22 protein-coding genes are annotated in these 25,463 nt (G+C 74.3%); 8 read left to right on the top strand and 14 right to left on the bottom strand.

What is annotated here, in order from left to right; all coding sequences use genetic code 11:
- The first annotated feature begins 55 nt into the window (after window positions 1-55).
- Window positions 56-754: a response regulator transcription factor gene (locus K2F47_RS16950; protein ID WP_242904316.1), complete on the top strand. Its 699-nt coding sequence runs from the start codon at window positions 56-58 to the stop codon at window positions 752-754.
- Here K2F47_RS16950 and K2F47_RS16945 read toward each other — a convergent pair.
- Entirely contained in the window at window positions 724-2,859 is a 2,136-nt protein-coding gene (locus tag K2F47_RS16945; protein ID WP_242904314.1) for an MMPL family transporter, read from the bottom strand. The genes K2F47_RS16950 and K2F47_RS16945 overlap by 31 nt on opposite strands.
- A 152-nt stretch (window positions 2,860-3,011) precedes the next feature.
- Between K2F47_RS16945 and K2F47_RS40740 the strand changes: the two genes are divergently transcribed.
- Window positions 3,012-4,439 (top strand): sensor histidine kinase, encoded by a 1,428-nt coding sequence (locus tag K2F47_RS40740; RefSeq protein WP_308198420.1) that lies wholly within the window; start codon window positions 3,012-3,014, stop codon window positions 4,437-4,439.
- 13 nt (window positions 4,440-4,452) lie between these two features.
- Here K2F47_RS40740 and K2F47_RS16935 read toward each other — a convergent pair whose 3' ends face one another.
- Genes K2F47_RS16935 through K2F47_RS16925 form a run of 3 tightly spaced genes read right to left on the bottom strand, consistent with a single transcriptional unit; the run spans window position 4,453 to window position 8,349 of the window.
- The gene (locus K2F47_RS16935; RefSeq protein ID WP_242904300.1) at window positions 4,453-5,712 is read right to left on the bottom strand and encodes a nucleotide sugar dehydrogenase; all 1,260 of its coding nucleotides are present in this window, start codon (window positions 5,710-5,712) and stop codon (window positions 4,453-4,455) included.
- A complete protein-coding gene (wecB, locus tag K2F47_RS16930) occupies window positions 5,712-6,833 on the bottom strand; it encodes a non-hydrolyzing UDP-N-acetylglucosamine 2-epimerase (protein WP_242904293.1) in 1,122 nt (373 codons plus the stop codon). The genes K2F47_RS16935 and wecB overlap by 1 nt, the downstream gene beginning before the upstream one ends.
- Before the next feature lie 58 nt (window positions 6,834-6,891).
- Window positions 6,892-8,349 carry a sugar transferase gene (locus K2F47_RS16925; RefSeq protein ID WP_272496924.1) on the bottom strand — a complete coding sequence of 486 codons (1,458 nt, stop codon included), beginning with the start codon at window positions 8,347-8,349 and terminating at the stop codon, window positions 6,892-6,894.
- 222 nt (window positions 8,350-8,571) lie between these two features.
- Here K2F47_RS16925 and K2F47_RS16920 point away from each other — a divergent pair, with 222 nt between their 5' ends.
- The 4 genes from K2F47_RS16920 to K2F47_RS16905 all read left to right on the top strand — a co-directional run bounded on the left by K2F47_RS16920 (window position 8,572) and on the right by K2F47_RS16905 (window position 12,576).
- Window positions 8,572-9,612: a TolB family protein gene (locus K2F47_RS16920; protein WP_242904291.1), complete on the top strand. Its 1,041-nt coding sequence runs from the start codon at window positions 8,572-8,574 to the stop codon at window positions 9,610-9,612.
- A gap of 230 nt (window positions 9,613-9,842) precedes the next feature.
- A complete protein-coding gene (locus K2F47_RS16915; protein WP_242904289.1) occupies window positions 9,843-10,502 on the top strand; it encodes a class I SAM-dependent methyltransferase in 660 nt (219 codons plus the stop codon).
- A complete protein-coding gene (locus tag K2F47_RS16910) occupies window positions 10,499-11,686 on the top strand; it encodes a hypothetical protein (protein ID WP_242904287.1) in 1,188 nt (395 codons plus the stop codon). Before K2F47_RS16915 ends, K2F47_RS16910 begins: the two co-directional genes overlap by 4 nt.
- A gap of 2 nt (window positions 11,687-11,688) precedes the next feature.
- Window positions 11,689-12,576 carry a WecB/TagA/CpsF family glycosyltransferase gene (locus tag K2F47_RS16905; protein ID WP_242904285.1) on the top strand — a complete coding sequence of 296 codons (888 nt, stop codon included), beginning with the start codon at window positions 11,689-11,691 and terminating at the stop codon, window positions 12,574-12,576.
- On the opposite strand, the gene K2F47_RS16900 is transcribed toward K2F47_RS16905, so the two are convergent.
- Complete coding sequence (locus K2F47_RS16900) at window positions 12,488-13,156, bottom strand: hypothetical protein (protein ID WP_242904283.1); 669 nt, start codon at window positions 13,154-13,156, stop codon at window positions 12,488-12,490. The two genes, K2F47_RS16905 and K2F47_RS16900, sit on opposite strands and share 89 nt — an antisense overlap.
- Before the next feature lie 149 nt (window positions 13,157-13,305).
- Here K2F47_RS16900 and K2F47_RS16895 point away from each other — a divergent pair, with 149 nt between their 5' ends.
- Both K2F47_RS16895 and K2F47_RS16890 read left to right on the top strand, forming a co-directional pair.
- Complete coding sequence (locus K2F47_RS16895; protein WP_242904281.1) at window positions 13,306-14,292, top strand: hypothetical protein; 987 nt, start codon at window positions 13,306-13,308, stop codon at window positions 14,290-14,292.
- 6 nt (window positions 14,293-14,298) lie between these two features.
- Complete coding sequence (locus tag K2F47_RS16890) at window positions 14,299-15,639, top strand: O-antigen ligase family protein (protein ID WP_242904279.1); 1,341 nt, start codon at window positions 14,299-14,301, stop codon at window positions 15,637-15,639.
- Window position 15,640: 1 nt separating this feature from the next.
- Here K2F47_RS16890 and K2F47_RS16885 read toward each other — a convergent pair whose 3' ends face one another.
- Genes K2F47_RS16885 through K2F47_RS16845 form a run of 9 tightly spaced genes read right to left on the bottom strand, consistent with a single transcriptional unit; the run spans window position 15,641 to window position 25,452 of the window.
- The gene (locus K2F47_RS16885; protein WP_242904277.1) at window positions 15,641-16,603 is read right to left on the bottom strand and encodes a right-handed parallel beta-helix repeat-containing protein; all 963 of its coding nucleotides are present in this window, start codon (window positions 16,601-16,603) and stop codon (window positions 15,641-15,643) included.
- A 25-nt stretch (window positions 16,604-16,628) separates the two neighbouring features.
- Window positions 16,629-17,726 (bottom strand): DegT/DnrJ/EryC1/StrS family aminotransferase, encoded by a 1,098-nt coding sequence (locus K2F47_RS16880; protein ID WP_242904275.1) that lies wholly within the window; start codon window positions 17,724-17,726, stop codon window positions 16,629-16,631.
- Window positions 17,723-18,388 (bottom strand): NeuD/PglB/VioB family sugar acetyltransferase, encoded by a 666-nt coding sequence (locus tag K2F47_RS16875; protein WP_242904273.1) that lies wholly within the window; start codon window positions 18,386-18,388, stop codon window positions 17,723-17,725. Before K2F47_RS16875 ends, K2F47_RS16880 begins: the two co-directional genes overlap by 4 nt.
- On the bottom strand, window positions 18,381-19,838 hold the full coding sequence (locus K2F47_RS16870; RefSeq protein WP_242904266.1) for a lipopolysaccharide biosynthesis protein: 1,458 nt from the start codon (window positions 19,836-19,838) through the stop codon (window positions 18,381-18,383). The genes K2F47_RS16875 and K2F47_RS16870 overlap by 8 nt, the downstream gene beginning before the upstream one ends.
- On the bottom strand, window positions 19,835-21,076 hold the full coding sequence (locus K2F47_RS16865) for a glycosyltransferase family 4 protein (protein ID WP_242904264.1): 1,242 nt from the start codon (window positions 21,074-21,076) through the stop codon (window positions 19,835-19,837). Before K2F47_RS16865 ends, K2F47_RS16870 begins: the two co-directional genes overlap by 4 nt.
- The gene (locus K2F47_RS16860; protein WP_242904262.1) at window positions 21,073-22,191 is read right to left on the bottom strand and encodes a DegT/DnrJ/EryC1/StrS family aminotransferase; all 1,119 of its coding nucleotides are present in this window, start codon (window positions 22,189-22,191) and stop codon (window positions 21,073-21,075) included. Before K2F47_RS16860 ends, K2F47_RS16865 begins: the two co-directional genes overlap by 4 nt.
- Window positions 22,188-23,387 (bottom strand): glycosyltransferase, encoded by a 1,200-nt coding sequence (locus K2F47_RS41405; RefSeq protein ID WP_242904260.1) that lies wholly within the window; start codon window positions 23,385-23,387, stop codon window positions 22,188-22,190. The genes K2F47_RS16860 and K2F47_RS41405 overlap by 4 nt, the downstream gene beginning before the upstream one ends.
- The gene (locus K2F47_RS16850; RefSeq protein WP_242904258.1) at window positions 23,384-24,352 is read right to left on the bottom strand and encodes an NAD-dependent epimerase/dehydratase family protein; all 969 of its coding nucleotides are present in this window, start codon (window positions 24,350-24,352) and stop codon (window positions 23,384-23,386) included. Before K2F47_RS16850 ends, K2F47_RS41405 begins: the two co-directional genes overlap by 4 nt.
- On the bottom strand, window positions 24,349-25,452 hold the full coding sequence (locus K2F47_RS16845) for a Gfo/Idh/MocA family protein (RefSeq protein WP_242904251.1): 1,104 nt from the start codon (window positions 25,450-25,452) through the stop codon (window positions 24,349-24,351). The genes K2F47_RS16850 and K2F47_RS16845 overlap by 4 nt, the downstream gene beginning before the upstream one ends.
- Between the last annotated feature and the right edge of the window lie 11 nt (window positions 25,453-25,463).

Genomic DNA, 25,463 nt, shown 5'->3' with positions numbered 1-25,463 from the left:
CCCGCCGCAGGGCGTTCCCTGCGTTCTCTAAGCTCCCTGGTTCACACTTGGCCCCATGAACCAGCCCGCAGAGCGCGTCCTCGTCGTGGACGACGAGCCCTACCTCGCCGACCTGGTCGCCACGGCGCTGCGATACGAGGGGTACACCGCCGAGACCGCCGGGACGTGCGCCGAGACGGCCGCGCGGGTCACCGGCTTCCGTCCGGACCTGATCGTGCTCGACGTCATGCTCCCGGACGGCTCGGGCCTGGACCTGTGCCACCGGCTGCGGCGCGAGGGACGCGCGGCACCGGTCGTCTTCCTCACCGCGCGGGACGCCACCGAGGACAAGATCGCCGGGCTGACCGCGGGCGGCGACGACTACGTCACCAAGCCGTTCAGCCTGGAGGAGCTGATCGCCCGCGTCCGGACCGTGCTGCGCCGGACGAGCGGCGCGCGGCCGGCGGAGGCGCGGCTGGCGTTCGCCGACCTCGTCATCGACGAGGACGCCTACGAGGTGCGCCGCGGGGACGCGCCGCTCGACCTCACGCCGACCGAGTTCCGCCTGCTGCGCTACCTCGTCGTCAACGCGGGCCGGGTGCTGAGCAAGCGGCAGATCCTCGACCACGTGTGGAACCACGACCACGGCGGCAGCGACGGGGTCGTGCAGACCTACGTCAGCTACCTGCGCCGCAAGGTCGACGCGGTCGAGCCGCCGCTGATCCACACGATCCCGCGCGTCGGCTACGTGCTGCGGCTCCCGAAGGACGGCTGACCGGCGGCGCCAATGGAGGCAGGGCCGGACGGCGCGACCCGCAGGAGCCGCGCGGCCCAGCCGGGCAGCCACCAGTTCCAGTCGCCGAACATCGCGATCAGCGCGGGCACGAGGACGCCGCGGACGATCGTGGCGTCCAGCAGAATGCCGAGGCCGAGGCCGGTGGCGAAGACCTTGACCTCGGTCATCGGCGCGGCGGCCATCGAGGCGAACGCCAGGCAGAGGATCAGCGCGGCGCTGGTGACGAGGCGTCCCGTCCGGCCGAGGCCCTCCACGATCGCCTCCTCGGTGGAGCCGGTGCGCTCGTACTCCTCGCGGATGCGGGCGAGGATGAACACCTCGTAGTCCATCGACAGCCCGTACAGGAACGCGAAGATCAGGCACGGGATGAACGCGCCGATCGCGCCGGTGGCGGGGACCCCCCAGACCGCGTCGCTGCCGTGCCCCTCCTGCCAGATCAGCGTGACCGAGCCGAGCGCCGCGGCGAGCGACAGCAGGTTCAGCGCGACGGCCTTGAGCGGCAGCACCAGCGACCGGAACGCCCGCGCCAGCAGCACGAACGTGAGCAGCGCGATCAGGCCGAGCAGCCAGGGGAACACGCCGTAGACCTGGTCGACGAAGTCGATGTCGCTCGCCGCCTCGCCGCCCACGTGGGCGCCGGGCGGCACCGCTTCGCGGATCCGCCGGACGGTGTCGTGGCCTGCGTTGGTACCGCCCTCGTCCACCGGGATCACCGAGAGCAGCGCCGATCCGCCCTGCCGCCACGCCTCGCCGGACGGCGCGACGGCCGTCCGCACGCCCGCCACGTCCGCGAGCCGCGAGGCCGCCGACGCGGGCGTGCCCCCCGGCGGGACGAGCACGTCGACCGGGGTGAGGACTCCCGAGCCGATGCCCGCCGATCGCAGCGCGACGAGCCCGTCGTGGGCGGGTCCGCTCCTGGCGCCCGCGCTGCTGCCCGCCTCGCCGAGGTGGATGTTCAGGCCGCCGAGCGCCAGCGCGACCAGCACCGCGATCGCGCCCAGCGCGGCCGGGAAGCGGAACCGGACGACGCCGCGGGTCCACGCCGCCCAGGCGCGGCTCGCGTGCGAGTCCTTGCGCAGCCGGGGCCAGTCGAGGCGCGACCCGGCGGTGGCGAGGATGATCGGCAGCAGCGTCAGCGTCGCCAGGACGCTGACGGACGGGATGATCACACCTCCGTAGGCGATGCTGCGCAGGAACGGGACCGGCAGCACCAGCATGACGATCAGCCCGATACTGACCGCGACGCCGCTGAACACCACCGAGCGTCCGGCGGTGGCCATGGCGCGGTGGACGGCCTCCTCGCCGCCCTGGCCGCGGGCGCGCTCCTCCCGCCAGCGGGTCACCAGCAGCAGGGAGTAGTCGACGGCGACGCCGAGGCCGATCAGCGCGACCACGAACTGCACGAGGAAGTTGACCTCGCCGAGCTCGGTCAACCCGTACACGGCGAGGAACGAGCCGAGGATGGACACGACGGCGATCAGCAGCGGGACGAGCGCGAGGAACGAGCCGAACACGAACGCGAGCACCAGCAGCGCGCCGACACCGCCGACGAGCGTCTCGGTGAGGACGCTGACGCCCTCCTCGCCCGCGCCGTCCGCCAGCAGGTCCATCCCCGTCACCCGCAGGGTGGAGCCCGCCGGTAGGGACGGTTCGATGATCTGTGCGAGGGGCTTACTGAGGTCGGGCGCCTCGTCCACCGGCTCGCCGGCGGGATGGCGCGGATAGACGAGGCCGAAGGTCGTCCGGCCGTCGGCGCCGACGAAGCGCCGGTCGCCGGTGTCGGCGTAGGAGACGACGCGGGCGTCCAGCCGCTTCGCGGCGTTCTGGAACGCGGCGCCCAGCGCGGACCGCACGGCCGGGTCGTCCACGGTCCTGCCCTCGGGCAGGACGATGACCGGCACCGTGGGCGCGCTCTCGCCCCCGCTGCGGTAGGTGGCGTCGATGGCCCGGTTGGCGTCGCGCGCGGCCGAACCCGCGGGCGCGAAGTCCTCGACGAGGCGGTCGCCGACCTGCGTCACCGCGAAGGCTCCGGCGGCCGTGGCGGCGAGCCAGACCACGGCCACGAACAACTTGTGCCGTAGCACGAACCTGGAGAATGTTTCCATGAGGCAAGTCAGTCGGACGGCTCTTCGGCCGCCGTCCGCGCGTTCATAGAGAACGCAGGGAATCCTGACTCACACGGTTCTCTAAGAGTCCGCACAGCCCCAGGCCGGACCGCGACGGGAGACTCACGGACGTGTCACTGCGCAGACGGCTCATCCTGTCCTCGGTGGCCCTGGCGGCACTCGGCCTCCTCCTCGCCGGGCTGGCGACGTTCGCGGCGGTGCGCGACTGGACGTCCGGGCGGGACGAACGCATGCTCACCTCGCCCGGCAGGCGCGCCGAGGCCGTGATCGGGTCGCGGGAGGCGCTCCGGACCGCGGCCGTCCCGGACGACGTGACGGCGCTGTGGCGCGTCCTGGCGGCCGAGGGCGCCATCCCGTCGCTGTTCCAGATCCGGGCGGCGGACGGCAGGGTCCTCCAGAGCGTCACCTACGGGCCGGTCCCCGAACTGCCCGGCGACCTGGCCCCGGCGCGCGCGACGGACGGCAATCCCGACGGCGAGCGGTTCCGCACGGTCGGCGGCGACTCGGGCTTCCGCGTCCGGGTCGCCTGGCTGCCGGGGCCCGCCGGGGCGGCCCCCCACACGCGCTTCCTGGTGATCGGCGTCCAGAACGCCGAGTCGGAGGAGCTGGAGGGCCGCACCGCGGGCTCGATGACCGTGTTCGGGCTGCTGGCCCTGCTCGGGGTGGCGCTCGTGGCCGGGCTGGCGGTCAAGCGCGGGCTGCGTCCGCTGGAGCAGTTCGGCGCGACGGCCGCCGCCATCGGCGCGGGCGACCTCACCCGGCGGGTGGAGCGGGCCGACCGGCGGACCGAGGTCGGGCGGCTCGGCCGGGCGCTCAACGGGATGCTCGCCCAGATCGAGGCCGCGTTCCGGGAGCGGCGGGCCGCCGAGGACCGGCTGCGCCGCTTCGTCGCCGACGCCTCGCACGAGCTGCGCACCCCGGTCGCGACGATCCGGGGCTACGCGGAGCTGTTCCGGCGCGGCGCGGCGGGGCGTCCCGAGGACCTCGCCAAGGCGATGGCGCGCATCGAGTCCGAGGCCGAGCGGATGGGCGTGCTCGTGGACGAGCTGCTCCTGCTCGCCCGGCTCGACCAGGGCCGGGCGCTGGAGCACGGGCCCGTCGACCTCGGCGCGCTCGCCGGGGACGCGGTGGCGGACGCGCGCGCCGTCGCGCCGGAGCATCCGGTCGCGCTCGAAGGCGAGGGCCCGCTCGCGGTGCGCGGCGACGCCGACCGGCTCCGCCAGGTGCTGGCGAACCTGCTGGCCAACGTCCGCCACCACACCCCCGAGGGCACCCCGGCGGTCGTGCGGTACGGCGTGCGGGACGGCGGCGCGGTGCTGGAGGTCGAGGACGCGGGGCCCGGCCTCACCGCCGAGCAGCGCGCCCGCGCCTTCGAGCGCTTCTACCGGGCGGACCCGTCGCGCTCGCACGGCCGGGGCGGTTCCGGGCTCGGCCTGTCGATCGTGGCGGCCGTGGTGGCGGCGCACGGCGGCGAGGTCGCGCTGGAGGCCGCGCCGGGCGGCGGGACGGTCGTCCGCATCCGGCTCCCGCTGGTGTAGCCGGATGCGGACGTCAGAGGAGCTCGGTCGCCGGGCCCGGGTCCCCGCGGGTGTGGCCGACGGCGTCGAAGAGCAGGCGCGCGTGGCGGGCGAGCGTCGTGCCGTCGTAGCCGCGGTGCCCGGTGAGGACGATCGTCAGGTCGGCGCCCTCCAGCGCGGCGGGCAGGTCGGCGGCGCGCGGGACGTCGGCGCCGTCCACCCGCCAGGACGCGACGTGCGGGTCGTGGAAGCTGAGGTCGGCGCCCAGGCGGGCCAGGCGGCGGGCGACGGGGCGGGCCGGGGATTCGCGCTGGTCGGCGATGTCGGCCTTGTAGGTGACGCCGAGCAGCAGCACCTTCGCGCCTTTCAGGGCCCGGCCCTCGCGGTTGAGGAGCTGCTGCGCGCGTTCGACGACGTACCGGGGCATCCGGTCGTTGATCTCCTGCGCGAGTTCCACGAAGCGGAACGGGTAGCCGAGCGAGCGCACCTTGTACGACAGGTAGTTCGGGTCGATCGGGATGCAGTGGCCGCCCACGCCGGGGCCGGGGCGGAAGGCCTGGAACCCGAACGGCTTGGTGGCGGCGCAGTCGATCGCGTCCCACAGGTCGATGCCGAGTTCGTCGCAGAACACGGCCATCTCGTTGACGAGTGCGATGTTGACGTGCCGGTAGGTGTTCTCCAGCAGCTTGGCCATCTCGGCCTCGCGGGTGCCCTTGGCCTCCACCACCTGATCGACGAACTTGCCGTAGAACGCGGCGGCAGCGGAGGCGCACGCCGGGCTGAAACCGCCGACGATCTTCGGGGTGTTCCGGATGCCGTAGACGGGGTTGCCCGGGTCGATGCGCTCGGGTGAGAAGGCCAGGTGGAACTCCTCGCCCGCGATCAGGCCGGATTTCTCCAGGATGGGGCGGACGACCTCGTCGGTGGTGCCGGGGTAGGTGGTGGACTCCAGCACCACCAGCATGCCGGGCTCCAGGTGCCGGGCGACGGTCTCGGCGGCGCCGCGGACGGCGGTCAGGTCCGGCCCGCCCTCGGTCGACAGCGGGGTCGGAACGCAGATCACCACCGTCCGCGCGCCATCGAGAACGCGCTCGTCCGCGCTCGGCTCGAAGCCCTGGCCGAGCATCTCGGCGACCTCGGCGGGCGCGACGTCGTCGACGTGCGAGCGTCCGGCGCGCAGGCCGTCCACCACGCGGGCGTCGAGGTCGAGGCCGCCGGTCCGCAGCCCGGCCCGGCACGCCGCCCGCACGAGCGGGAGGCCCACGTAGCCGAGGCCGATCACGACGAGGTCCATCACGCGGCCCCCGTCCAGTCGCGGATGACGCCGGCGATGCGCTCCCCGGCGTGGCCGTCCCAGAGCGGCGGCATTCGGTCCGTTCCGGGGGGTGTGGGGGGTCGTCCCCCCACAAGGGACAGGTGGTGCCGCTCCGGTGCGCTCAGCGCCTTGCCGGCAGCGGGGACCAGTTCCTCGAACGTGACGAGGCGGTTGGTGCCGTGGGTGATGGTGATCGGCCGTTCCGTGTTGGGGCGGACGGTCAGGCACGGCACCCGCAGCATCGTCGTCTCCTCCTGGAGCCCGCCGGAGTCGGTGACGACGGCGGCGGCGCCGCGCACGGCCGCGATGAAGTCGATGTAGCCGAGCGGCTCCAGGACGTGGACGCGCGGATGGTCGTCCAGCCCGGCGGCGATCAGGTTCGCGCGCCCGCGCGGGTGGACGGGAATGACCACGTCGGCGAGGTCGGCGACGCTGTGCAGGTGCCTGACGAGCGCGGCGGCCGTCTCGGGCGCGTCCACGTTGGCGGGCCGGTGCATCGTCGCCAGCACGTACCGCTCGGGCAGGCCGTGGGCCGCGCGAACCTTCCCGGTGTCGAACTTGCCGAGGTTGGCCAGCAGCGTGTCGATCATCGGGTTGCCGACCAGGTGCGCGCGGTCGACCGGGATTCCCTCGGCCGCCAGATGTCCGATCGCCTCGGGGCTGGTGACCAGGCACAGGTCGGAGAGCTGGTCGGTCAGCCGCCGGTTCACCTCTTCCGGCATCGTCATGTCGAAGCTGCGCAGCCCGGCCTCCACATGGGCGACCGGGACGCGGAGCTTGGCCGCGACCAGCGCGGCGGCGATCGTCGAGTTCACGTCGCCGTACACGACGACGAGGTCCGGGGCGCGGCGGACGAACTCGCGTTCCAGCCCCACCATGACCGCCGCCGTCTGCTCGGCGTGCCCGCCCGACCCGACGCCGAGGTTCACGTCGGGTTCGGGCAGGCCCAGCTCGTCGAAGAACACCTTCGACAGGCGCTCGTCGTAGTGCTGGCCCGTGTGCAGGACGCTCTGGTCCAGGTCGCCGAGGGCGGCGACGACCGGGGCGGCCTTCACCAGGTTCGGCCGAGCGCCGACCACGTGCGCGATCGAGATGCTCATCTCTTCCCTTCGCCGCCGGGCCGGGGCCGCCGGTCGGGCGGCCCCGCCCGAGCGGCCGTCAGTAGGCTCCCGAGCCGCGTGTCACGGCCGCGAGCGTCTTCCAGAGGATCTGCACGTCCAGGAACAGCGACCAGTTCTCGATGTACCGGACGTCGAGCCGCACCGACTCCTCCCACGACAGGTCGGACCGGCCGCTCACCTGCCACAGCCCGGTCATGCCCGGCTTGACCGCGAGGCGCCGGAACACGTCCTCGCCGTAGCGCTCCACCTCGTCGGGCAGCGGCGGGCGCGGGCCGACCAGCGACATCTCGCCGCGCACCACGTTGACGAGCTGCGGCAGCTCGTCGAGCGACCAGCGGCGCAGCCGCGACCCGAGCCGGGTGACGCGCGGATCGTCGCGGAGCTTGAACAGCACCCCGCGCGACGGGTCGGGGTCGGTGAGGTCGCGGCGGCGCTTCTCGGCGTCCACGACCATCGTACGGAACTTCAGCATCCGGAACACCCGGCCGCCGAGGCCGACGCGCACCTGCGAGAAGAACGCGGGGCCCGGGTCGTCCAACCGGATGAGCAGCGCCATCACCGCCCACAGCGGGCTCAGCAGCACCAGCGCGACCGCCGCCGCCGTCCGGTCGAACAGCGCCTTCAGCACCCGCCGGGTGCCGGTCAGCTCCGGATGCTCGACGTGCAGCAGCGGCAGCCCCGCGACGGGGCGGATCGACGTACGCGGGCCCGCGATGTCCAGCAGCGCGGACGCGACGAGCAGTTCGGTGTCGGTCTTCTCCAGCCGCCACGCGAGCCGCCGCAGCTCGACCCCGGCCAGCTCGGGGCAGGCGAGGACGGCGACCGTGTCGGCATGGCAGCGCCGAGCGACCTCGGCCACCTCCTCCATCCCGCCCGCGACCGGGACGCCGCCCACGCGCGTGGGCCCCCCGTCGTCGGGCAGGCAGACGGCGACGATCTGCATGCCGTGGTGGCGGGCCCGGCCGAACTCGCGGACGAGTTCGGCCACCGCCTGGCGGTGGCCGACGGCCACGGCCCGGCGCAGGCACTCGCCCTTGGCGCGGCGGCCGTGCAGGTGCTTGCGCAGCCGGTACCGGCCGAGCAGGCTGAGCAGCGTCACCACGGGCAGCGTGAACACCACGAACCCGCGTGCGACCTCGGCCTTCGTGGCGTAGGACAGGATCGCGACGGCGGCGGTGAGGCTGATCCCGGCGTCGAAGATGCGCCGGTACTCCTCGGTGCCGGCGCCGAAGAACCGCGCCTCGTAGGCGCGGGTGGCGGCGACCCAGCCGACCCAGATGAACGGCAGCGTGGCGGCGAGCACCGCGTCCGGACGCGGTGCGACCGCGTCGTCACCGAACCGGAAGACGAAGCCGCTCACGCCGGCGGCCAGCGCACAGCAGAAATCCAGAGTAATAGCGAGACGAACATGATCGGAAACCCAACCGCGAGCACCTCCCGATCGTCGTGCGGGCCGTAGTGTCACGGTCGTTTCAGGACGATCGACCAAACTCATGCGGGCATCCCCCGCTCCTCCCCGAGACCGCTTCCGTTCCCCCTCCAAGGAACGAATACGGGTCTGACCCGACAGTTAAGCTGCCAGTTCTCGCGGTTAAAGGGAAGGTAATGCACGGCAGTGGCGTGTGGCCATAACAGGACGCGGTGAACCGCCCTTGTCAGGATGGCCGGATTCGGTCGGGTGAGCTAAGGACGGGTGACCGGAACCTACCCTGACGCCGTGACGACCCCCGGTAAAGCGATCTTCGGTAATGCACGCCCCCGCACGTCGGTGGTGGCGGCCGCCGCGATGCTCGCCTTACTGGCGGGCGGCTGCGGAACCGGCGAGGGCGGGCACCGCGCCGCTCCGGCGCGTCCGGTCGGCGCGGTGACGCTGGACCTCGGCAGGCCGGGCCAGCTGCTGTTCCGGCAGGGCGGGACCGGCCCTACGGCGGGCCGGCTGGCCGCGGTGCGGCTGGCGGGGACGCCGGGCGCACCGGTCGTGACCAGCCCGGACAGCCGCACGATCACCGAGACGCCGTGCGTGCGCGTGCAGACCGCGGGCGGCGTCGGCGTGTGCCTGACGGTCGAGCGCAAGGCCGTCGCGCAGACCTACGCGGTCGTCCTGGACGGGCAGGGGCGGCGCTCGCACCTGTTCCCGGTCGAGGGCGTGCCGAGCCGCGCGCAGGTGTCGGCGAGCGGGCGGATGATCTCCTGGACCACGTTCGTCGAGGGGCACAACTACCAGAGCAAGAACCTGTCGACGCGCACCGGGATCTTCGATCGGAAGACCGGGCGGCTGTGGCTCGACCTGGAGAAGTTCAGGCTGCTCCAGGACGGGCGGCGGAACTGGTCGGCCGACCTGAACTACTGGGGCGTCACGTTCACCCGCGACGACGACCGCTTCTACGCGACCGCGCGGACCAGGGACCGGACGTACCTGGTCGAGGGCCGGGTGAGCACTCGCACGATGCGGACCCTGCGGACGAACCTGGAGTGCCCCTCGCTGTCGCCGGACGGCACCCGGCTCGCGTTCAAGAAGGCGACCGGCGACCCGGCGCACCCGTGGCGGCTGCACGTGCTGGACCTGCGCACGATGCGGGAGACGGCGCTCGCCGAGCGCGCCTCGGTGGACGACCAGGCCGTCTGGTTCGACGACCGGACCGTCGGCTACGGGCTGCTGCGCAGGGGCGGCACCGACGTGTGGGCGGTGCCGGCCGACGGCTCGGGCGCGCCACGCCTGGTGCTCGCCGACGCCTTCTCCCCGGCCGTAACCCGCTGAATACTCGCCCGAATTCTGGGGCTGGATGGCCCCGGCATCGCCCTCCCCCCTGTTCGGTGGACCGGACCAGTGCAGCGCGGGCACCGACCCACCGTGATTTCAAGACCACGTCTCCGTGACCCCCCGGGAAGTTTACCCGCACCCCTTGACCAAAGTCGGCCACCGAGAACCCTGGCTTTCCAAGCGCGGTTCCGACCAATAATGAGCGCGACATTGGACGGGGTGAACTGTTGAGTCGGCTGCACGCTTTCCGCAACCAATTCGTGGACGCGCCCGGTTCTGTCGGCGCGCGGTTTCGGGCGCGCCGGTGGGACTGGCTGCGCGCGACTTTTCCCGGGCTAGAGGCGATGGCCGTCATCGACCTCGGCGGCACGGCGGAGGCGTGGCGGCGCGCGCCCGTCCGTCCCGCGTCGGTGCACATCGTCAACCTGGAGAAACCGCCGGAGGACCTGCCGTCCTGGCTGCGCTCGGACCACGCCGACGCCTGCGAGCTGCCGGCCGAGATCCTCGCGGGGAGCTACGACCTGGTGATCTCGAACTCGGTGGTGGAGCACGTCGGCGGGCACGCGCGGCGCCAGATGTTCGCGGACGCGGTGCACCGGCTCGCCGACCGGCACTGGATCCAGACGCCCTACCGCTACTTCCCGGTCGAGCCGCACTGGGTGTGCCCGGGCATGCAGTTCCTGCCCGCCGCCGCGCGGGCCACGGTCGCCCGGCACTGGCCGCTGGTGCACACGCCGCCCGCCGACCGGGCGGAGGCGCTGCGCTCCGTCCTGGAGGTGGAGCTGCTGAGCCGGACCGAGATGCGCGCCTACTTCCCGCGCTCGGTGATCCTGCCGGAGCGCGTCGCCGGGCTGACCAAGTCGCTCGTCGCGGTGAAGCGCTCATGAGCGGCACCGGCGGCGCCGCGACCCGCACGGACGGCCCCCGGCTGCGGCGCCTCGCCGAGACCGACCCCGCCGCCCGCGACGTGGTCGAAGAGCTGCTGCGGCGCGCCGTCCGGGGGCTGCCGAGGATGCGCACCAGCGAGGACGGCGGGTTCGTCTTCACGATGCGCGGCGACCCGGCCCGCCCCGCGGGGACGAGCGTCCGCTACGCGGCCATCGTCGCGCTCGGCGCGGCGTTCCTGGCCGAGGACGACCAGCGGCTGGCGCTCGGCGGCGACACCGTCGCCGAACTGGTCGACGCGCTCGCCGCCCGGCTGGAGGAGACCGGGGACCAAGCGGTCACCTCGCTCGGCGACATCGCCCTGATCTGCTGGGCCGCGGCCGAGACCGGCCACGGCGCGCTGGAGCCGGTGCTCGCGCGGCTCACCGCCGCCGACCCGCGGGGAGACCAGCCGGTCTTCACCGTGGACGCGGCGTGGGTGGTCTCGGCGCTGGCGGCCGCGCGCGACGCGGGCGCCGCGTCCGGCGTCAAGGCCCATCTCGAACGCGCCCGCGACCGGCTGCTCGCCGGGCTGGGAGAGCGGCCGCTGTTCGCGCACGAGGTGGGCGGCACGGGCCTCGTCCCGCGCTACCGCGCCCATGTCGGCTGCTTCGCCGACCAGGTCTACCCCGTCCAGGCGCTGGCCAGGGCCGGCGACGACCGCTCGCTCGCGGCCGCGGACCGGGTGGCCGGGCGCATCTGCGCGGCGCAGGGCCCGGCGGGCCAGTGGTGGTGGCACTACGACGCCCGCACCGGCGGGGTCGTCGAGGGCTACCCCGTCTACAGCGTCCACCAGCACGCGATGGCGCCGATGGCGCTGCTCGACCTCGCCGACGCGGGCGGGGACGGGCGGCTCGCGGCGATCGCCAAGGGCGTGCGGTGGCTGACCGGGCCGGCCGAGACCGGCGCGTCGCTGCTGCCGGGCGAGGAGCCCGGCGAGCCCGTCATGACCTGGCGCAAGGTCGCCAGGGACGATCCCCGCAAGGTCGTCCGGGGTGTGCGCGCGGCGTCCACGCGGCTGCGTCCCGGCCTGCGGTTCCGCTCCCTTGACCGAAGGTTCCCCCCGGTCGCGACCGACCGGGAGTGCCGTCCCTACGAGCTCGGGTGGCTCCTGCACACCTGGCTCTCCCCCACCGCACGGGAGTGACGATGAAGGCGCAGCGTTCCGAGCCGGACCGGTCTCTTGTGGGGGGACGACCCCCCACGCCCCCCGGAACTACCCGTCGGCGTTTCCTGGGCGTCCACCTGGACCCGCTGACCATCGACGAGACCGTCGCCCGCTGCGTCAAGGCGGTCGAGGAACGGTCGCCGATCACGATCGGCGTGCTGAACGCGGCGAAGATCGTGCGGCTGCGCAAGGACCCCCGGCTGAGCCGCGCCGTGCTCGGCTGCGACCTCGTCCTCGCGGACGGGCAGTCGGTCGTGTGGGCGTCGGCGCTGCTGGGCCGGCCGCTGCCCGAGCGGGTCGCGGGGATCGACCTGATGCTGACGCTGCTGCCCGAGGCGGAGCGGCGCGGCCACCGGGTGTTCTTCCTCGGCGCCCGGCAGGAGGTCCTCGACCGGACGGTGGCCGAGGTCATGCGCCGCTTCCCCGGCCTCACCGTGGCCGGGACGCGGCACGGCTACTTCTCCACCGCCGAGGCCCCCGGCGTCGCCGACGAGGTCCGCGCGGCGCGCGCCGACCTGCTGTTCATCGGCGTCTCCTCGCCGATGAAGGAGTTCTTCGTCCAGGACTGGTCGGCGCGGACCGGCGCGCAGGTCGTGCACGGCGTCGGCGGGACGTTCGACGTCCTCGCCGGGGAGGTGCGCCGCGCGCCGGAGTGGTGGCAGCGGCGCGGCCTGGAGTGGCTGTACCGCTGCATCCAGGAGCCGATGCGGCTCGGGCCCCGCTACTTCACCACGAACTTCGCGTTCGTCGTGCTGGTGGTGCGGGAGATGGCCCGCGAGGTCACGCGGGCGCGGAGGCCCGGGCGGGCGCGCTCGTCCCGCTCGGCTCGCTCGTCTCGTTCCTCCTCCGCCGGCGGCGGTCGGCGGTGACGGCGGCGCACGTCCCGCCGAGCGTCCCGATCAGCAGGATCGCGAGGATCGCGCGGGAGGGCCGGCCGGTCACCGGCACGGCCCGGTCGCTGCCCGCCGCGACCTGCCAGGAGATGTACGAGCCGGGCCGCGCGCCCTGCGCGACCTGGACGGCGCGCAGCCGGTCGCGCAGCACGCCGAGCACCTTCAGCAGCGTCCCGCGCGCCGCGTCCGCGCTGCCCGCGTTCACGAGCACGGTGAGGTAGGGCTGGTCGTGGATGGGCTGCTCCTGGTTGCCCCGGTTGGCGAGCGCGACCTCGAACCCGCCGCGGCCGCCCGCCGCGCGGACGGCGCGCCGCCCGTCCGCCGAGTCGAGCCAGCGGGACGACACCTCCGCCATCGTGACGAGCGCGGGCGTGAAGCTCGCGTAGACGTTGCGGGGGAACGACGAGGGCGGCGTCAGGAACGTCACGACGGTGCGCGCCTCGTAGCGCGGCGGAGCCAGTTCGACGCGCACCAGGGCCAGCGCCGTCAAGACCACGGCGAGGATCGTCACCAGCGGGTTGCGCCGCAGCGCGACCACGAAATCTCGTATCGCCACAAACTGCTCCAGTCCCACGATTGCGTGACATCGTGGCATGGGAGAGGCGCTGTACGGGCGTGCTCGCCGGGTGTGGCCACGAGGTGACGGGCACGGCGGTGGAGGGGGCACGGCCGTCACAGGGACGGCGGGCGCGTGAGGGGAGACCGGTGGATCTGCTCGACTGGGTGGGGACCCTGCTGAGGAGATGGTGGCTGACCGTGCCGCTGCTCCTCGCGGCGCTGGCGGGCTCGGGCGCGATCGCCCTGGTCACGCCGTGGAAGTACGAGGCGAAGGCGACCGCGGTGCTGCTCGCCTCGCCCGTCCAGGCGCGGCAGGCGGGCGGCAACCCGTGGCTGGTCTTCGACAGCTCGCTCACGGTCACCGCGGAGGTCGTCGGCCGGGAGATGATGGACCCGCGGACGGCCGCCGCCGTCCGCGCGAAGGGCGGGACCGCCACCTACATCGTCGGGGTGGCGCCCGACTCGACGGGACCGGTTCTGGCCATCGAGGTCAGCGGCACCGACGCCGCCGGCACCAAGGCGACGCTCGACGCGCTGCTCAGCACCGTCCCCGAGCGGCTGGCCAAGCTCCAGGCGCAGGAGAGCGTGGCGCCGCGCGCGCAGATCAAGATGAACGTGATCAGCGCGACCCCGCAGCCGTCGCGGGTGTCCACCGACAAGATCCGCCTGGTCGTGATGACGCTGTTCCTCGGGCTCGCGGTGACCGTGGCGGTGCCGCTGTTCGCCGAGGTGCTGTCCGAGCGCCGCCGCCGGGGCCGCGAGGGCGGGCGGGCCGGAGCGCCGCCCCCGGACCGCACCGTCCCGCCGAAGGCGGCGCGCGCGAGCGGGCCGCACCGGCTGGAGACGCCCAAGCCCACCACCCGCGAGGCGGCGCCGCGCCCGGCGCGGCGGGGCACCCCGCCCCGGGATTCGGGTGCGGTGCGCACGGCGCCGCCCAGGACGTCGGAGCTCACCGACGCGGCCGAGCCCGACGCCGTACCGGACTCCCCGCCGGACTCCCTGGGCGAACCCAGGTCCACGGCGTCCGACACGCCCGACACCTACGGGCTGCTCGACTCGCAGGCCCCCCGCACCAACGGGACGCGGCGGCAGGGGTGGTCCGAGCCCACCAAAATGTCCGAGCCGGACGCCTAGCCGCCGATGGCCCTGCTCACGGCGCCGGACGACCGGCCGGTCGCGACACGTCCCCCGCTCGGCCGGGTGGACGTCGTCACCGTGCTCAGCGTGTTCGTGTTCATGCTCACGGTCGTGCCCGCCCGGTTCGTCGTGGGGCCGCTCGGCGCGGCGGGCACCCCCGCCGGGATCATGGCCGTGCTGTGCCTGTGCTGGTACCTCAGTTCGATGATCGTCGGACGGACGTCGCCGATCCAGGGCCGCCAGCCCGTCCGCGCGGCCATGGTGCTGTTCGTCTGCGCGATGCTCGGCTCGTACGCGGCGGCGATGCAGCGGACGCTGCCGGGCCTGGAGGCCAACGCCGCCGACCGGGGGCTGATCCTCACCGCCGGGTGGGCGGGGATCGCGCTGCTGGCCGCCGACGGCATCGAGCGGCTGGACCGGTTGGAGGCCGTGCGGCGGCGGCTCGTGGCGGGCGGCGGCGCGATCGCGGTCGTCGGCTGCCTCCAGTTCTTCACCGGCTTCGACCTCGCCGGGCACCTGGCGTTCCCGGGCCTGACGACGAGCACGACCTACACCTCGCTCCTCAGCCGCGACGAGTTCAACCGGCCGATGGCGACCGCCACGCACCCGATCGAGTTCGGCGTGGTGATGGCGATGCTGCTGCCGCTCGCGCTGCACGGCGCCGTATACGCCGGGGAGGGGCGGCGCGGGCGGCGCTGGTTCCTGGTCGCGATCATCCTGCTGGTGCTGCCGATGACGGTGTCGCGGTCGGCCGTCCTCGGGCTGGCGGTGGTGTGCCTGGTCGTGCTGCCGATCTGGCCGGTGGTGTGGCGGGTCACGGCGGTACTCGTGCTGGGCGTGTTCATGGTCGCGCTGCGCGCGCTGGTGCCGGGGCTGATCGGCACGCTGACCGGGCTGGTGTCCGACATCGGCTCGGACTCCAGCACGGTCACCCGCACCAACGACTACGTCGTGATCGGGGACTCGTTCGCGCACCGGCCCTGGTTCGGGCAGGGCTTCGGCACGTACCTGCCGCAGACCTACCGGATTCTCGACAACCAGTACCTGCTGTCGCTGGTGGAGACCGGCGTCGTCGGCGTCCTGGTGCTGCTCGCCGTGATCCTGTCGGGCTGGTTCCTCGCCCGGTCGGCGCGCCGCGCCTTCCTGGCCCGCGGGGACCGCGAGACCGCCCACCTCGCGCAGTGCTACGCCGCGTCGATGGCGGTGGCGCTGCTGTCGTTCGGGACGTTCGACGCGTTCAGCTTCCCGATGGTCGCGACGCTGATGTTCCTGACGCTCGGCTGCTGCGGCGCGCTGTGGCGGCTGTCCCGCGAGGACCGCGTCTCGCAAGCCTCGCAGGACTGAATCAGGGCAGCACGGCCTTGCCGGACTCCGCCCAGACGTTGCCCTTCCAGACGTTGCCGGGGCCGCGCGGCTCGAACGAGGTGACCGGGCCGAAGAAGCCGCCCTTGCGGAACATCGTCCGGCTGAACACGTTCCGGAGGATCCTGATGTTGGACGAGCGGCCGAACCGCCCCTTCCCGCCGTACAGCGCGTAGCCGCCGCCGGAGAGCAGGTTGCCGTCGACCGTCACGTCGTGCGCGCGGCCGAAGTCCTGGTAGATCGAGATCGCGGAGGTCTGCGAGACGGGGTTCAGCACCACGTTGTGCCGGACGACGAGCGTCAGCCCCGGCGCGGGTCCGGAGTTGGACTGCACGCCGGTGACGTGGTCGCCGGGGAACTCCTTGAGCTTCTGGATGAGGCAGTCCTCGATGAGCCCGTGGTCGGTGTTGATGCCGTTGGCGACGGTGTGGACGTGCGTCCTGCGGACGGTGATCATCCCGCCCTGGTTGAGGATGCCGTACTGCACCTTCGTGCGGCCGTTGCCGTTGATCTCGGAGTTCTCCACCCGCAGCCCGCTCGCGCCCTTGCGCTGGATGATGCCCCACTGCCCGGCGCCGACCAGATGGGTGTTGCGGATCGTGACGTCGCTCGCGGCGACGTTGATCTCCGTCCGGACGAGCAGCCCGTCGATGACCGCGCCGCGCTTGCGGATCGTGATCGGCCCGCTCGGCCTGAGCTTCCGCCCGCGCGGCACGCCGACCGTCTTCAGGTTGGGCCAGGTGATGCGGGACCCCTCTCCCCCGGCGGGCGCCGGGGACTTCAGCGTCAGCGGCGGGACCGACACGGTCGGGCCGGTGGGCGCGGCGGGCTGGGACACCGGCGGTTGGGCGGGGGCGGTGGCGCCCGCCTTCGTCCCGTCCTTCCCGTCCGAGCAGCCGGCCAGGCACAGCGCCGCGACCGTGATCGCGAGCACGAGCTTGCGCATGGGGAGGTTCCTCTCCGTCCGAGAGCTATCCGAGGGCCTTGCGCAGGGCGTCCGCGACACGCTGCTGCTGCTCCTCGGTGATCTGGGGGAACATCGGCAGCGACAGGATGCGCGCGGCGGCGGCCTCGGCGACCGGGAAGTCGCCCGGCCGGTACCCGAGGTCGGCGAACCCCGGCTGGAGGTGGACGGGCACCGGGTAGTGGACGCCCACCCGGATTCCGAGCTCGCCCATCCGCGCGGCGACCTCGTCGCGCCGGGGGACGCGGACGACGTACAGGTGCCAGACGTGCTCCTCGCCCGCCGGGCGCGGCAGCACGAGCCCGGGGATGCCGGCGAGCAGTTCGGCGTAGCGGGCGGCGGCGGCGCGGCGCTGCTCGTTCCAGCCCTCCAGGCGGCGGAGCTTGGCTCGCAGCACGACGGCCTGGAGGGTGTCCAGCCGGGAGTTGAACCCGACGATCTCGTGGTGGTACTTGCGTTCGCTGCCGTGGTCGCGCAGCAGCCGCACGGTCCGCGCCAGCTCCTCCGAGCCGGTGACGACCGCGCCCGCGTCGCCGTAGGCGCCGAGGTTCTTGCCGGGGTAGAAGCTGGTCGCGGCGATCGCCCCGGCGAGGTGCCGTCCGTCCGCGACCGCGCCCTGCGACTGCGCGGCGTCCTCCAGCACCGGCGGGCCGAGGCGCAGCAGCCGCTCCAGCGGGACGAGCCGCCCGTACAGGTGGACGGGGATGATCGCGCCCGTCGCCGGGGTGACGGCGGCGGCGGCGAGGTCGGCGTCCATCAGCAGGTCGGCGGGCTCGGCGTCCACCAGCACAGGCCGGGCGCCCGCGCGCACCACGGCCTCGGCGGTCGCGACGAACGTGTTGGCGGGCAGCACGACCTCCGCGCCGGGATCGGTGCCCCGGGTGTGGAAGAGCGCGCGCAGCGCCAGCTCCAGCGCGTCGGTGCCGTTGGCGAGGCCGACGGCGTGCGGGGCGCCGTTGAAATGGGCGTACTCGCGTTCGAACGCGGCCACGTCCGGGCCCTGGACGAACGCGCCCTTGGCGAGGACGCGGTCGAACCCCGCGCGGACCTGCCGGTCGACCTCGGCGTGCGCGGCGGCGAGATCGACGAAGGGGACCTCGGTCATGGGCTTTCCTTCCGGTGCGGTACGGGACGCAGGTGGCGCGCGGGCGAGCCGGCCCAGACCTCGCCGGGCGGCACGTCGCGCAGCACGACCGCGCCCATGCCGACGAGGGACCCGGGCCCGATCACGACGCCCTCGCGGAGCAGGGCCCCGGCGCCGAGGTAGGCGCCCGCGCCCACGCGCACGCCGCCGCCGAGCCGCACGCCTGAGGCGATCGTGGCGTAGTCCTCCACGACGTCGTCGTGCGTGATCGTGACGTGCGGCATGATCGCGACATGCGCCCCGACGCGGGCGGACGCGGTGAGGACGGTCTGGGCGAGCACGACGGACCCGGGCCCGATCCGCGAGGACGGCGACACCCACGCGGACGGGTGCACGAGCGTCGCGTACCGGGACGGGGGCAGCCCGAGCCGCTCCACGATCCGGCGGCGGACGCCGTAACCGGTGGGGCTGCCGACGCAGACGACGACCCGGGCGTCCGGCGCCGCCTCGATCGCCTTGGCGCCGCCGAGGATCGGGACGCCGTCCACGAGGGCTCCGGCGCGGTCCGGGTCGTCGTCGACGAAGCCGAGCAGCCGCCATTCCGGCATGGCGGTGGCGGCCTGGGCGGTCTCGCGTCCGAAGCCGCCCGCGCCGTAGATCAGGAGATCGTGAGTGTCAGGCATCGGTGCCTTCCAGGGTGCGCAGGCCGCTGAGGGCGCCGCGCGTGCGGTGGAACAGCAGCCCCATCGCCGCGAGCGCGACGAGCCCGGCGACGGCGAGCGCGGCGAGGTCCGGGTCGAGGGTGACGTGCGCCGCGGCGGCGGCGAGCCCGACGGTCGCGGCGACGAGCGCGGGCGGCGCGACCCGGGCGAGCACGGCGCGCACCCCGACCCCGGCCCTCCGCAGCTCCCAGAGGTAGAACGGGAGCACGACGCCCGCCGCGACCGCGACGTGCGCCGCGCCGACGCCCGGGATGCCGCGCCAGTGCGCGCCCGCGACCAGCGCGGGGACCAGCACGACCAGCCACACCAGCTGGACGGTGAACACCGCGCGGGAGCGGGCCAGCACGACGAAGTAGTCGTACATCAGCTCGAACATGATCCGCAGGCCGCCGAGGATCGCGAGCCACAGCAGCGCGTCCGCCGCCGGGCCCCAGTCGGCCCCGTACACGAGCCGGATCAGCGGCTGCGCGGCGCCCGCGAGCAGCAGGCAGACCGGCAGCGTGAGCCCGGCGAGCAATCCGGCGGTCGACAGGAACGCGCCGCGCAGCGCGGGCGGGTCGTGCTGGAGCCGCGCGAACGCGGCGGGCGCGACGCTGCGGACGGGCTGGGAGAACATCGTCACCGGCCATTGGGACAGGTTGAAGGCCAGCACGTAGAAGCCGAGCGCGGTCGCGCCGAGCACGTGCCCGACGACGACCTGGTCGACGGTGGCGACCGCGAACACGACGATGCTCGACCCGGCGAGCGGCAGCCCGAACCGCAGCAGGGCCCGCGCGCGGTCCCGGTCGAACCCGAACCGCAGCGGCTCCGGCGACGCCCACACCAGCAGGACGGCCGACGCGGCGGACCCGGCGAGCCGTCCAACCGCGAGGCTCATCGCGCCGGTGCCGGACGCGGCGAGCGCGATCGACACGATCGCGCCGCCCCAGTTGTTGGCCTGGTCGGCGAGCATCTTGCGGTCCTGCCGGAAGCCGCGTTGCAGCAGCGCGGCGGGCACCGCGACGATCCCGCTGACGACGACGCTGAGCGTGAGCAGCCGGATCACGCCGGACGCGGCGGGCGCACCCATCGCGGTCGCGAACGCGGGCGCGCCGGCGAAGCAGGCCGCGTAGATCAGGACGCTGGACGCCACGGAGATCGTCGCGACCGTCGGGGCGATCTCGCGCGGGTCGCCCGGCCAGCGGACGATCGCGAGGCTCACCCCGAGCTCGTGGAAGCTGAGCACGGCCAGCAGCGCGACCATCGCGACCGCGAACACGCCGAACTCCGACGGGCCGAGGAGGCGGGCGAGCGCGATGCCGATCGCGAGCGTGCCGAGGCGCCCGACGGCGGTGTTGACCAGGCTCCAGCCGAGCGCGCGGGATGCCTTGCCGAACAGCGAGTCGTCGTCGCCGACGGTCAGCCTGCTCACCGCCTCCCCTCCCCGGGGGCGGGCTTCCCGGCGACGGCGTTGAAGTCGTCGCGGGCGACCGGACCGCGCAGCTTGCGGGCCTTGCGGGCGACCTTGTAGGCGACGACGCGGGCGGCCGCGACCGCCGCGTCCTGGGACGTGCCGGGTGCGGCCGACAGCGCCTCGCGGTAGATCTCCTCCTGCACCTGCGCGGCGCGTTCGAGGCTGAACCGCTCGGCGACCAGGCGGCGGCCGTAGGCGCCCAGCTCCTCGCGGCGGGCCTCGTCGCGGGCGAGGTCGCGCAGGATCTCCTCCAGCCGGTCGGCGCCGCGGCCGCCGACGCCGTACCAGCCCTGCTCCAGGAACGCGGCCTCGGTGTCGGGCGTGAGCAGCTCGAAGAAGCCGCGCTCGCCCTGGACGATGAGGGGCCGCCCGAACGCCAGCGACCGCAGCGCCGACCCGCCCATCCCGAGCGCGACCGACGCGGCGGCGTAGGCGGGGCGCGGGTCGTCCAGCTGCCCGGTGAGCACGACCGCGCGGCGGCCCGCGCGCGCGTTGGCCTGCGCGGCGCGCGCCTCGACCTGGTCGCGGCACGGCCCGTCGCCGACGACGACGAGCCGCAGCGGCGGGTCGGTCGCGAGCCTCCCGACGACGTCGATCGCGGTGAGCAGGCCCTCCAGCTTCAGCTCGGCGACCAGCCGGCAGACGACCACGACGTCCAGCGGCCCCTCGTGCAGGCCGAAGCGGGCGCGGAACGCGCGGGTCGGGTGGCCCGGGGAGTTGGCGCGGACGTCGACCGGCGGCTCGATCAGGTGCACGGCGCCCGGACGGCGGCGGCCCCGGCGCTCCAGCACGTCCCGCCGGATCTGCCGCGTCCCGACGACGAGCGGCAGCGAGGGCGGCAGGAACGGCGCGACCGCCATCGACATCACCGTGCACACCGCCGCGACGCCCGGGCGGCGCCGCGCGGTGTAGAACGCCTCCAGGCCCGGCGGCCACTCGTAGCCGTGGACGACGTCGAACCCGCGCTCGGAGACGAGCCGCCCGAGCAGCCGGACCGTCGCGGGCGAGGGGCGGCGGCGCCCCGCGTCCAGCGGCACATGCTCGATCCCGGCGGCCAGCACCCGCTCGACCAGCGGACCGGGCTCGCCCGCGACCGCGACCCGGTGGCCGAGGTCGCGCACGGCCCCGGCCAGCTCGATCGCGTTGAGCTGGCTGCCGCCGATCTCCATGGCGTGCGGGTAGACCAGGATCCTCATGCGCGCGCCGCCACCGCCTCGACCACCCGGTCCTGCTGCGCGCGGGTCATGTCGTGGAACAGCGGCAGGATCAGCGAGCGCGTCGTGAACCGGTCGGTGGCGGGCAGGTCGGCGGGGACGCCCGCGTAGGCGGGCTCGCGGTGCGCCGCCATGATCCCGCGCCGGGCGGAGATCCCCTCGTCCAGCAGGTGCTGGAGCAGCGCGTCGCGTTCGGTGGCGTAGCCGTCGGGCAGCAGGATCCAGAACGACTGGAAGTTGGTCGTGCCGTGCCCGGGGTCGCCCGCGCAGGCGAGCCCGGGGATCTCGGCGAGCAGCCGCCGGTACCGCGCGGCCAGCTCGCGGCGCCGCTCGATGATCGCGTCGAGCCGGCCGAGCTGGACCAGGCCCATCGCGGCCTGCATGTCGGTCATGCGGTAGTTGAAGCCGGTCTCCTCGTACTCCTCGATGACCGCCTTCGCGCTGCCGTGCCGGTCGGCCGCGCTGACGCTCATGCCGTGCTCGCGGAGCCGCCGCCCGCGCCGCGCGAGGTCCTCGGCGCCCATCGTGAGCATGCCGCCCTCGCCGGTCGTCATCAGCTTGCGCGGGTGGAACGACCAGGCGGCGAGGTCGGCGCCCGCCCCGACCGGGCGGCCCCGGTAGGTCGAGCCGACCGCGCACGCCGCGTCCTCGACGACCGCGATGCCGAGCGGGTCGCACAGCCCCCGCACGGCGTCGAGGTCGGCGGGTATCCCGGCCTGGTCGACGAGGATCACCGCGCGGGTGCGGGACGTCCGGACGGCCTCGATGTGCTTGGCGTCCATGTTCCCCGTGGCGGAGTCGACGTCGGCGAACACGACGCGCGCGCCCGCGTGCCGGACGACGTTGGCGGTCGCGATGAACGACAGCGACGGGACCACCACGTCGTCCCCGGGGCCGACGCCCGCGAGCAGCAGCGCCAGGTGCAGCGCGGTCGTGCACGAGGAGACGGCGACGCCGTGCGCGGCGCCGACCCGCCGCGCGAACGCGGTCTCGAACTCGGCGACGCGCGGCCCCTGGGCCACCCATCCGGAGCGGACGACCGCGGCGACCGCCGCGGCCTCCTCCTCGCCCAGCACGGGCCTGATGACGGGGATCACGGTGCGGGTTCCTCCAGTGCGGGTGAGACGGGATCACAGTGGACGAGCCGGGCGAGCTGCCGCGCGCGGCCGCCCCAGTCGTGCCCGGCGGCGAACGCCCGGCGCCGCGCGAGCAGCTCCGGCACGGGTTCGGCGGCCAGCTCCTCCTCGACCGCGCGCAGGAACCCGCGCGGCGTCGACTCGGACCTGATCAGCTCCCGGCCGCCGGGGAAGTCGCGCAGCCAGCGGGTCGCGGGCAGGTCGGTCGAGACGACCGCGCGCCCGGCGGCGAGGTAGTCCAGCGTCTTGATGGGGAAGCTCGCCCGGTTGAAGTCGTCCAGCAGGTAGGGCGTCAGCCCGACCCGGATCGTGCGCAGGTACGCGGGCAGCTCGGCGAAGCTCCGGCGTCCCGCCCAGCAGACGTTCGGGCGCGCGACGAGCGCCCGGAACCGGACCGGATGGTGGCCGGGGTCGTGCGGCCCGACCAGGACCAGCGGGTGCCCGGCGTCGGCGATCGCCTCCAGCAGCCCGAGGTCGATGCGCGCGTTGATGTGCCCCGCGAACCCCACCGCCGGGCGGTCGAAGCGCGGCACGTCGGCCGGCCACGGCACGTCCTCGATCCCCGCGTACGCCTCGGGCGCGCAGCCGTTCGGGACGAGCGTCACCGCCACGCCCCGCTCCTGGAACTGGTCGCGCAGCAGCGGCGAGACGACCGCGACCGCGTCCGCCCGCGCGGCCATCCCGTCCCGCGCGGCGGCGATCCGCCGCCGGGGCAGGCCGATGAGGTCCGAGCCCGCGACCAGGTCGTCGGTGACGTACAGGACCCTCCGCACGCCCTTCACCGCGTCCAGCAGGTCGGAGTGCGTCGCGACCACGACGCCCGCGACCCCGCCGCCGGTCGTGTCGCCGACCCGCCGCGCGAGGCGCCGCGCCGTCCTGCGGGCGGCGCGGCGCACGAGCGCGGCCGTCACGTGGTGCATGCCCGGCCGGTACATCGCGGGAAGCACGCGCGGCCGGATCCGCCACACCCCGTTCGCCTCCCGGCGCAGCGACGTCCCGCGGAACGCGCTCGCGAGGTGCGGGCGCAGCAGCGGCGTCAGCAGCGACACGGGCGGGTCCACGTACAGGACGGGGTGCAGGTCGCCCAGCCGTTCCGCGAGCTGCCGGTCGGTCCCGGCCACGCCGTCGTACGGCGTACCCGCGAAATAGACGATCACATGGGCTCCCGGCGGGCGTCCCGCCACCAGTCGACCAGCCGGCCGAGCCCCTCCTCCAGCCCGACCTGCGCCTTCCAGCCGAGGTCGCGTTGCGCGGCCGACACGTCCGCGAGGCGCCGCCGCACCCCGTTGACGGCGCGGGCGGGCCCGAACTCCAGCCCGAGGTGCTCGGCGTCCATCGTCCGCAGCAGCGCCTCGGCCAGCTCGCGCAGGCTCGTCTCGACGCCGCAGCCGATGTTGAACACCGCGTCGCTGACGTCCGCCTCGGCGGCCAGCAGGTTCGCGCGGGCGATGTCCTCGGTGAACACGAAGTCCATCGTCTGGTCGCCGTCGCCGAGGATCAGCGGCGGGCGCCCGTCGGCGATCCGCTCCATCCACCGGATCAGTACCTCGGTGTACAGGCCGTGGACGTCCATCCGCGGCCCGTACACGTTGAAGTACCGCAGCGCGACGTAGTCGAGCCCGCGCATCGCGCGGAAACTGCGCAGCAGGCCCTCGTTGAACGTCTTCGCGGCGCCGTAGAAGGTGTCGTTGTCGTAGGGGTGGTGGTCCTCGGCGGTCGGGAACACCTCCGCCGTCCCGTACACCGACGCCGACGAGGACGCGACGACCTTGCGGACCCCCGCGTCGGCCGCCGCCTCCACCACCTCGTAGGTCCCGTCGACCAGCACCTCCAGCGCCAGCCTCGGCTCCTCGGCGCACTGCGTGATGCGGATGGCGGCGAGGTGGAACAGCAGGTCGGTGCCCTCCATCAGCGTCCGGACGAGGTCGCGGTCGCGGATGTCGCCGTCCACGACCTGCACCGGTCCGGCGTCCAGGCTCTTCGCGAGGTTGGCGCGGCGGCCCCGGACGAAGTTGTCCAGCACCACCACCTCGGCGGCGCCCGCCGCGACCAGCTGGTCGACGACGGTGGACCCGATCGTCCCCGCGCCGCCGGTGACCAGGCAGCGGGATCCTTCGATCATGCGTGCTCCTTTACGACGTCGTCGCTCTCTGCCACGTTCTGCACTGCCGTGTTCTGCACCGCCGTGTTCTGCACCGGGACCAGGGCGCCGCCCTCGGCGACGCTCCGGTCGGCGGCCTCCAGCAGCGCGACGACCCGCAGCCCGGCGTCGCCGCCGGTCAGCGCGGGCCGCCGCTGCGTGATCGCGTCCGCCAGCTCGGCCATGACCTCGCGCAGCGCCTCCCGCTCGGGCAGCGCCGGGACGAGGATGTCGCCGACCCGGTAGGAGATCAGCGCCTCGTGCCGCTCGTCCTGGCCGAGCGAGCCCGCCGGGGCCCGGTCGACGCCCCGGTCGTACACCGCGAGCCGCTGGACGGGGTTCAGGTCGTCCCACACGATCGTGCGGCGCGACCCGCCGATCACGGTCGTGCGGATCTTGGTGGGGCTGAGCCAGTTGACGTGGACGTGCGCCATGACCCCGGTGGACAGCAGCACCGACAGGTGCGCCACGCACAGCCGCCCGGCGTTGATCGGGTCGTTGCCGCGCGCGGCGACGGCCTCCACGGTCACCTCGGGCGGCAGGACGTGGTCGAGGATCGACAGGTCGTGCGGGGCGAGGTCCCACAGCACGTCCACGTCGGGCTGGACGAGGCCGAGGTTGATCCGCACCGAGTCCACGAACTGGACGTCGCCGATCTCGCCGCCGTGGATCAGCTCCCGGATCTTCCGGACCGCCGGGGTGTAGCAGTAGGTGTGGTCGCACATCAGCACGAGGCCCGACCGGGTCGCGAGATCGACCAGTTCGGCGCTCTGCGCCGCGCTCGGCGTCAACGGCTTCTCGACGAGCACGTGCTTGCCCGCCTCCAGCGCCGCGCGGACGAGGTCGAAGTGCGTCGCGGCGGGCGTGGCGATCGCGACCGCCGCGACGTCCGGGTCGTCCAGGACCTGCCGGTAGGACGCCGTCGCCCGGACGGTCGTGTACGGCCCGAGCACCGCGCGGGCGCGCTCCTCGTCCAGGTCGCAGAGCCACCGCAGCCGCAGCGCGGGGGTCGCCTGCGCCGTCCGGACGAGGTTCGGGCCCCAGTATCCGGCGCCGACCACCGCGAGGCCGATGGGTTCCATCAGGGCGTACT

Source organism: Actinomadura terrae (genome assembly GCF_022751215.1).
In the GTDB taxonomy this organism is placed as follows: Bacteria; Actinomycetota; Actinomycetes; order Streptosporangiales; family Streptosporangiaceae; genus Spirillospora; species Spirillospora terrae.
This window is presented reverse-complemented; position numbering and strand designations above follow the sequence as displayed.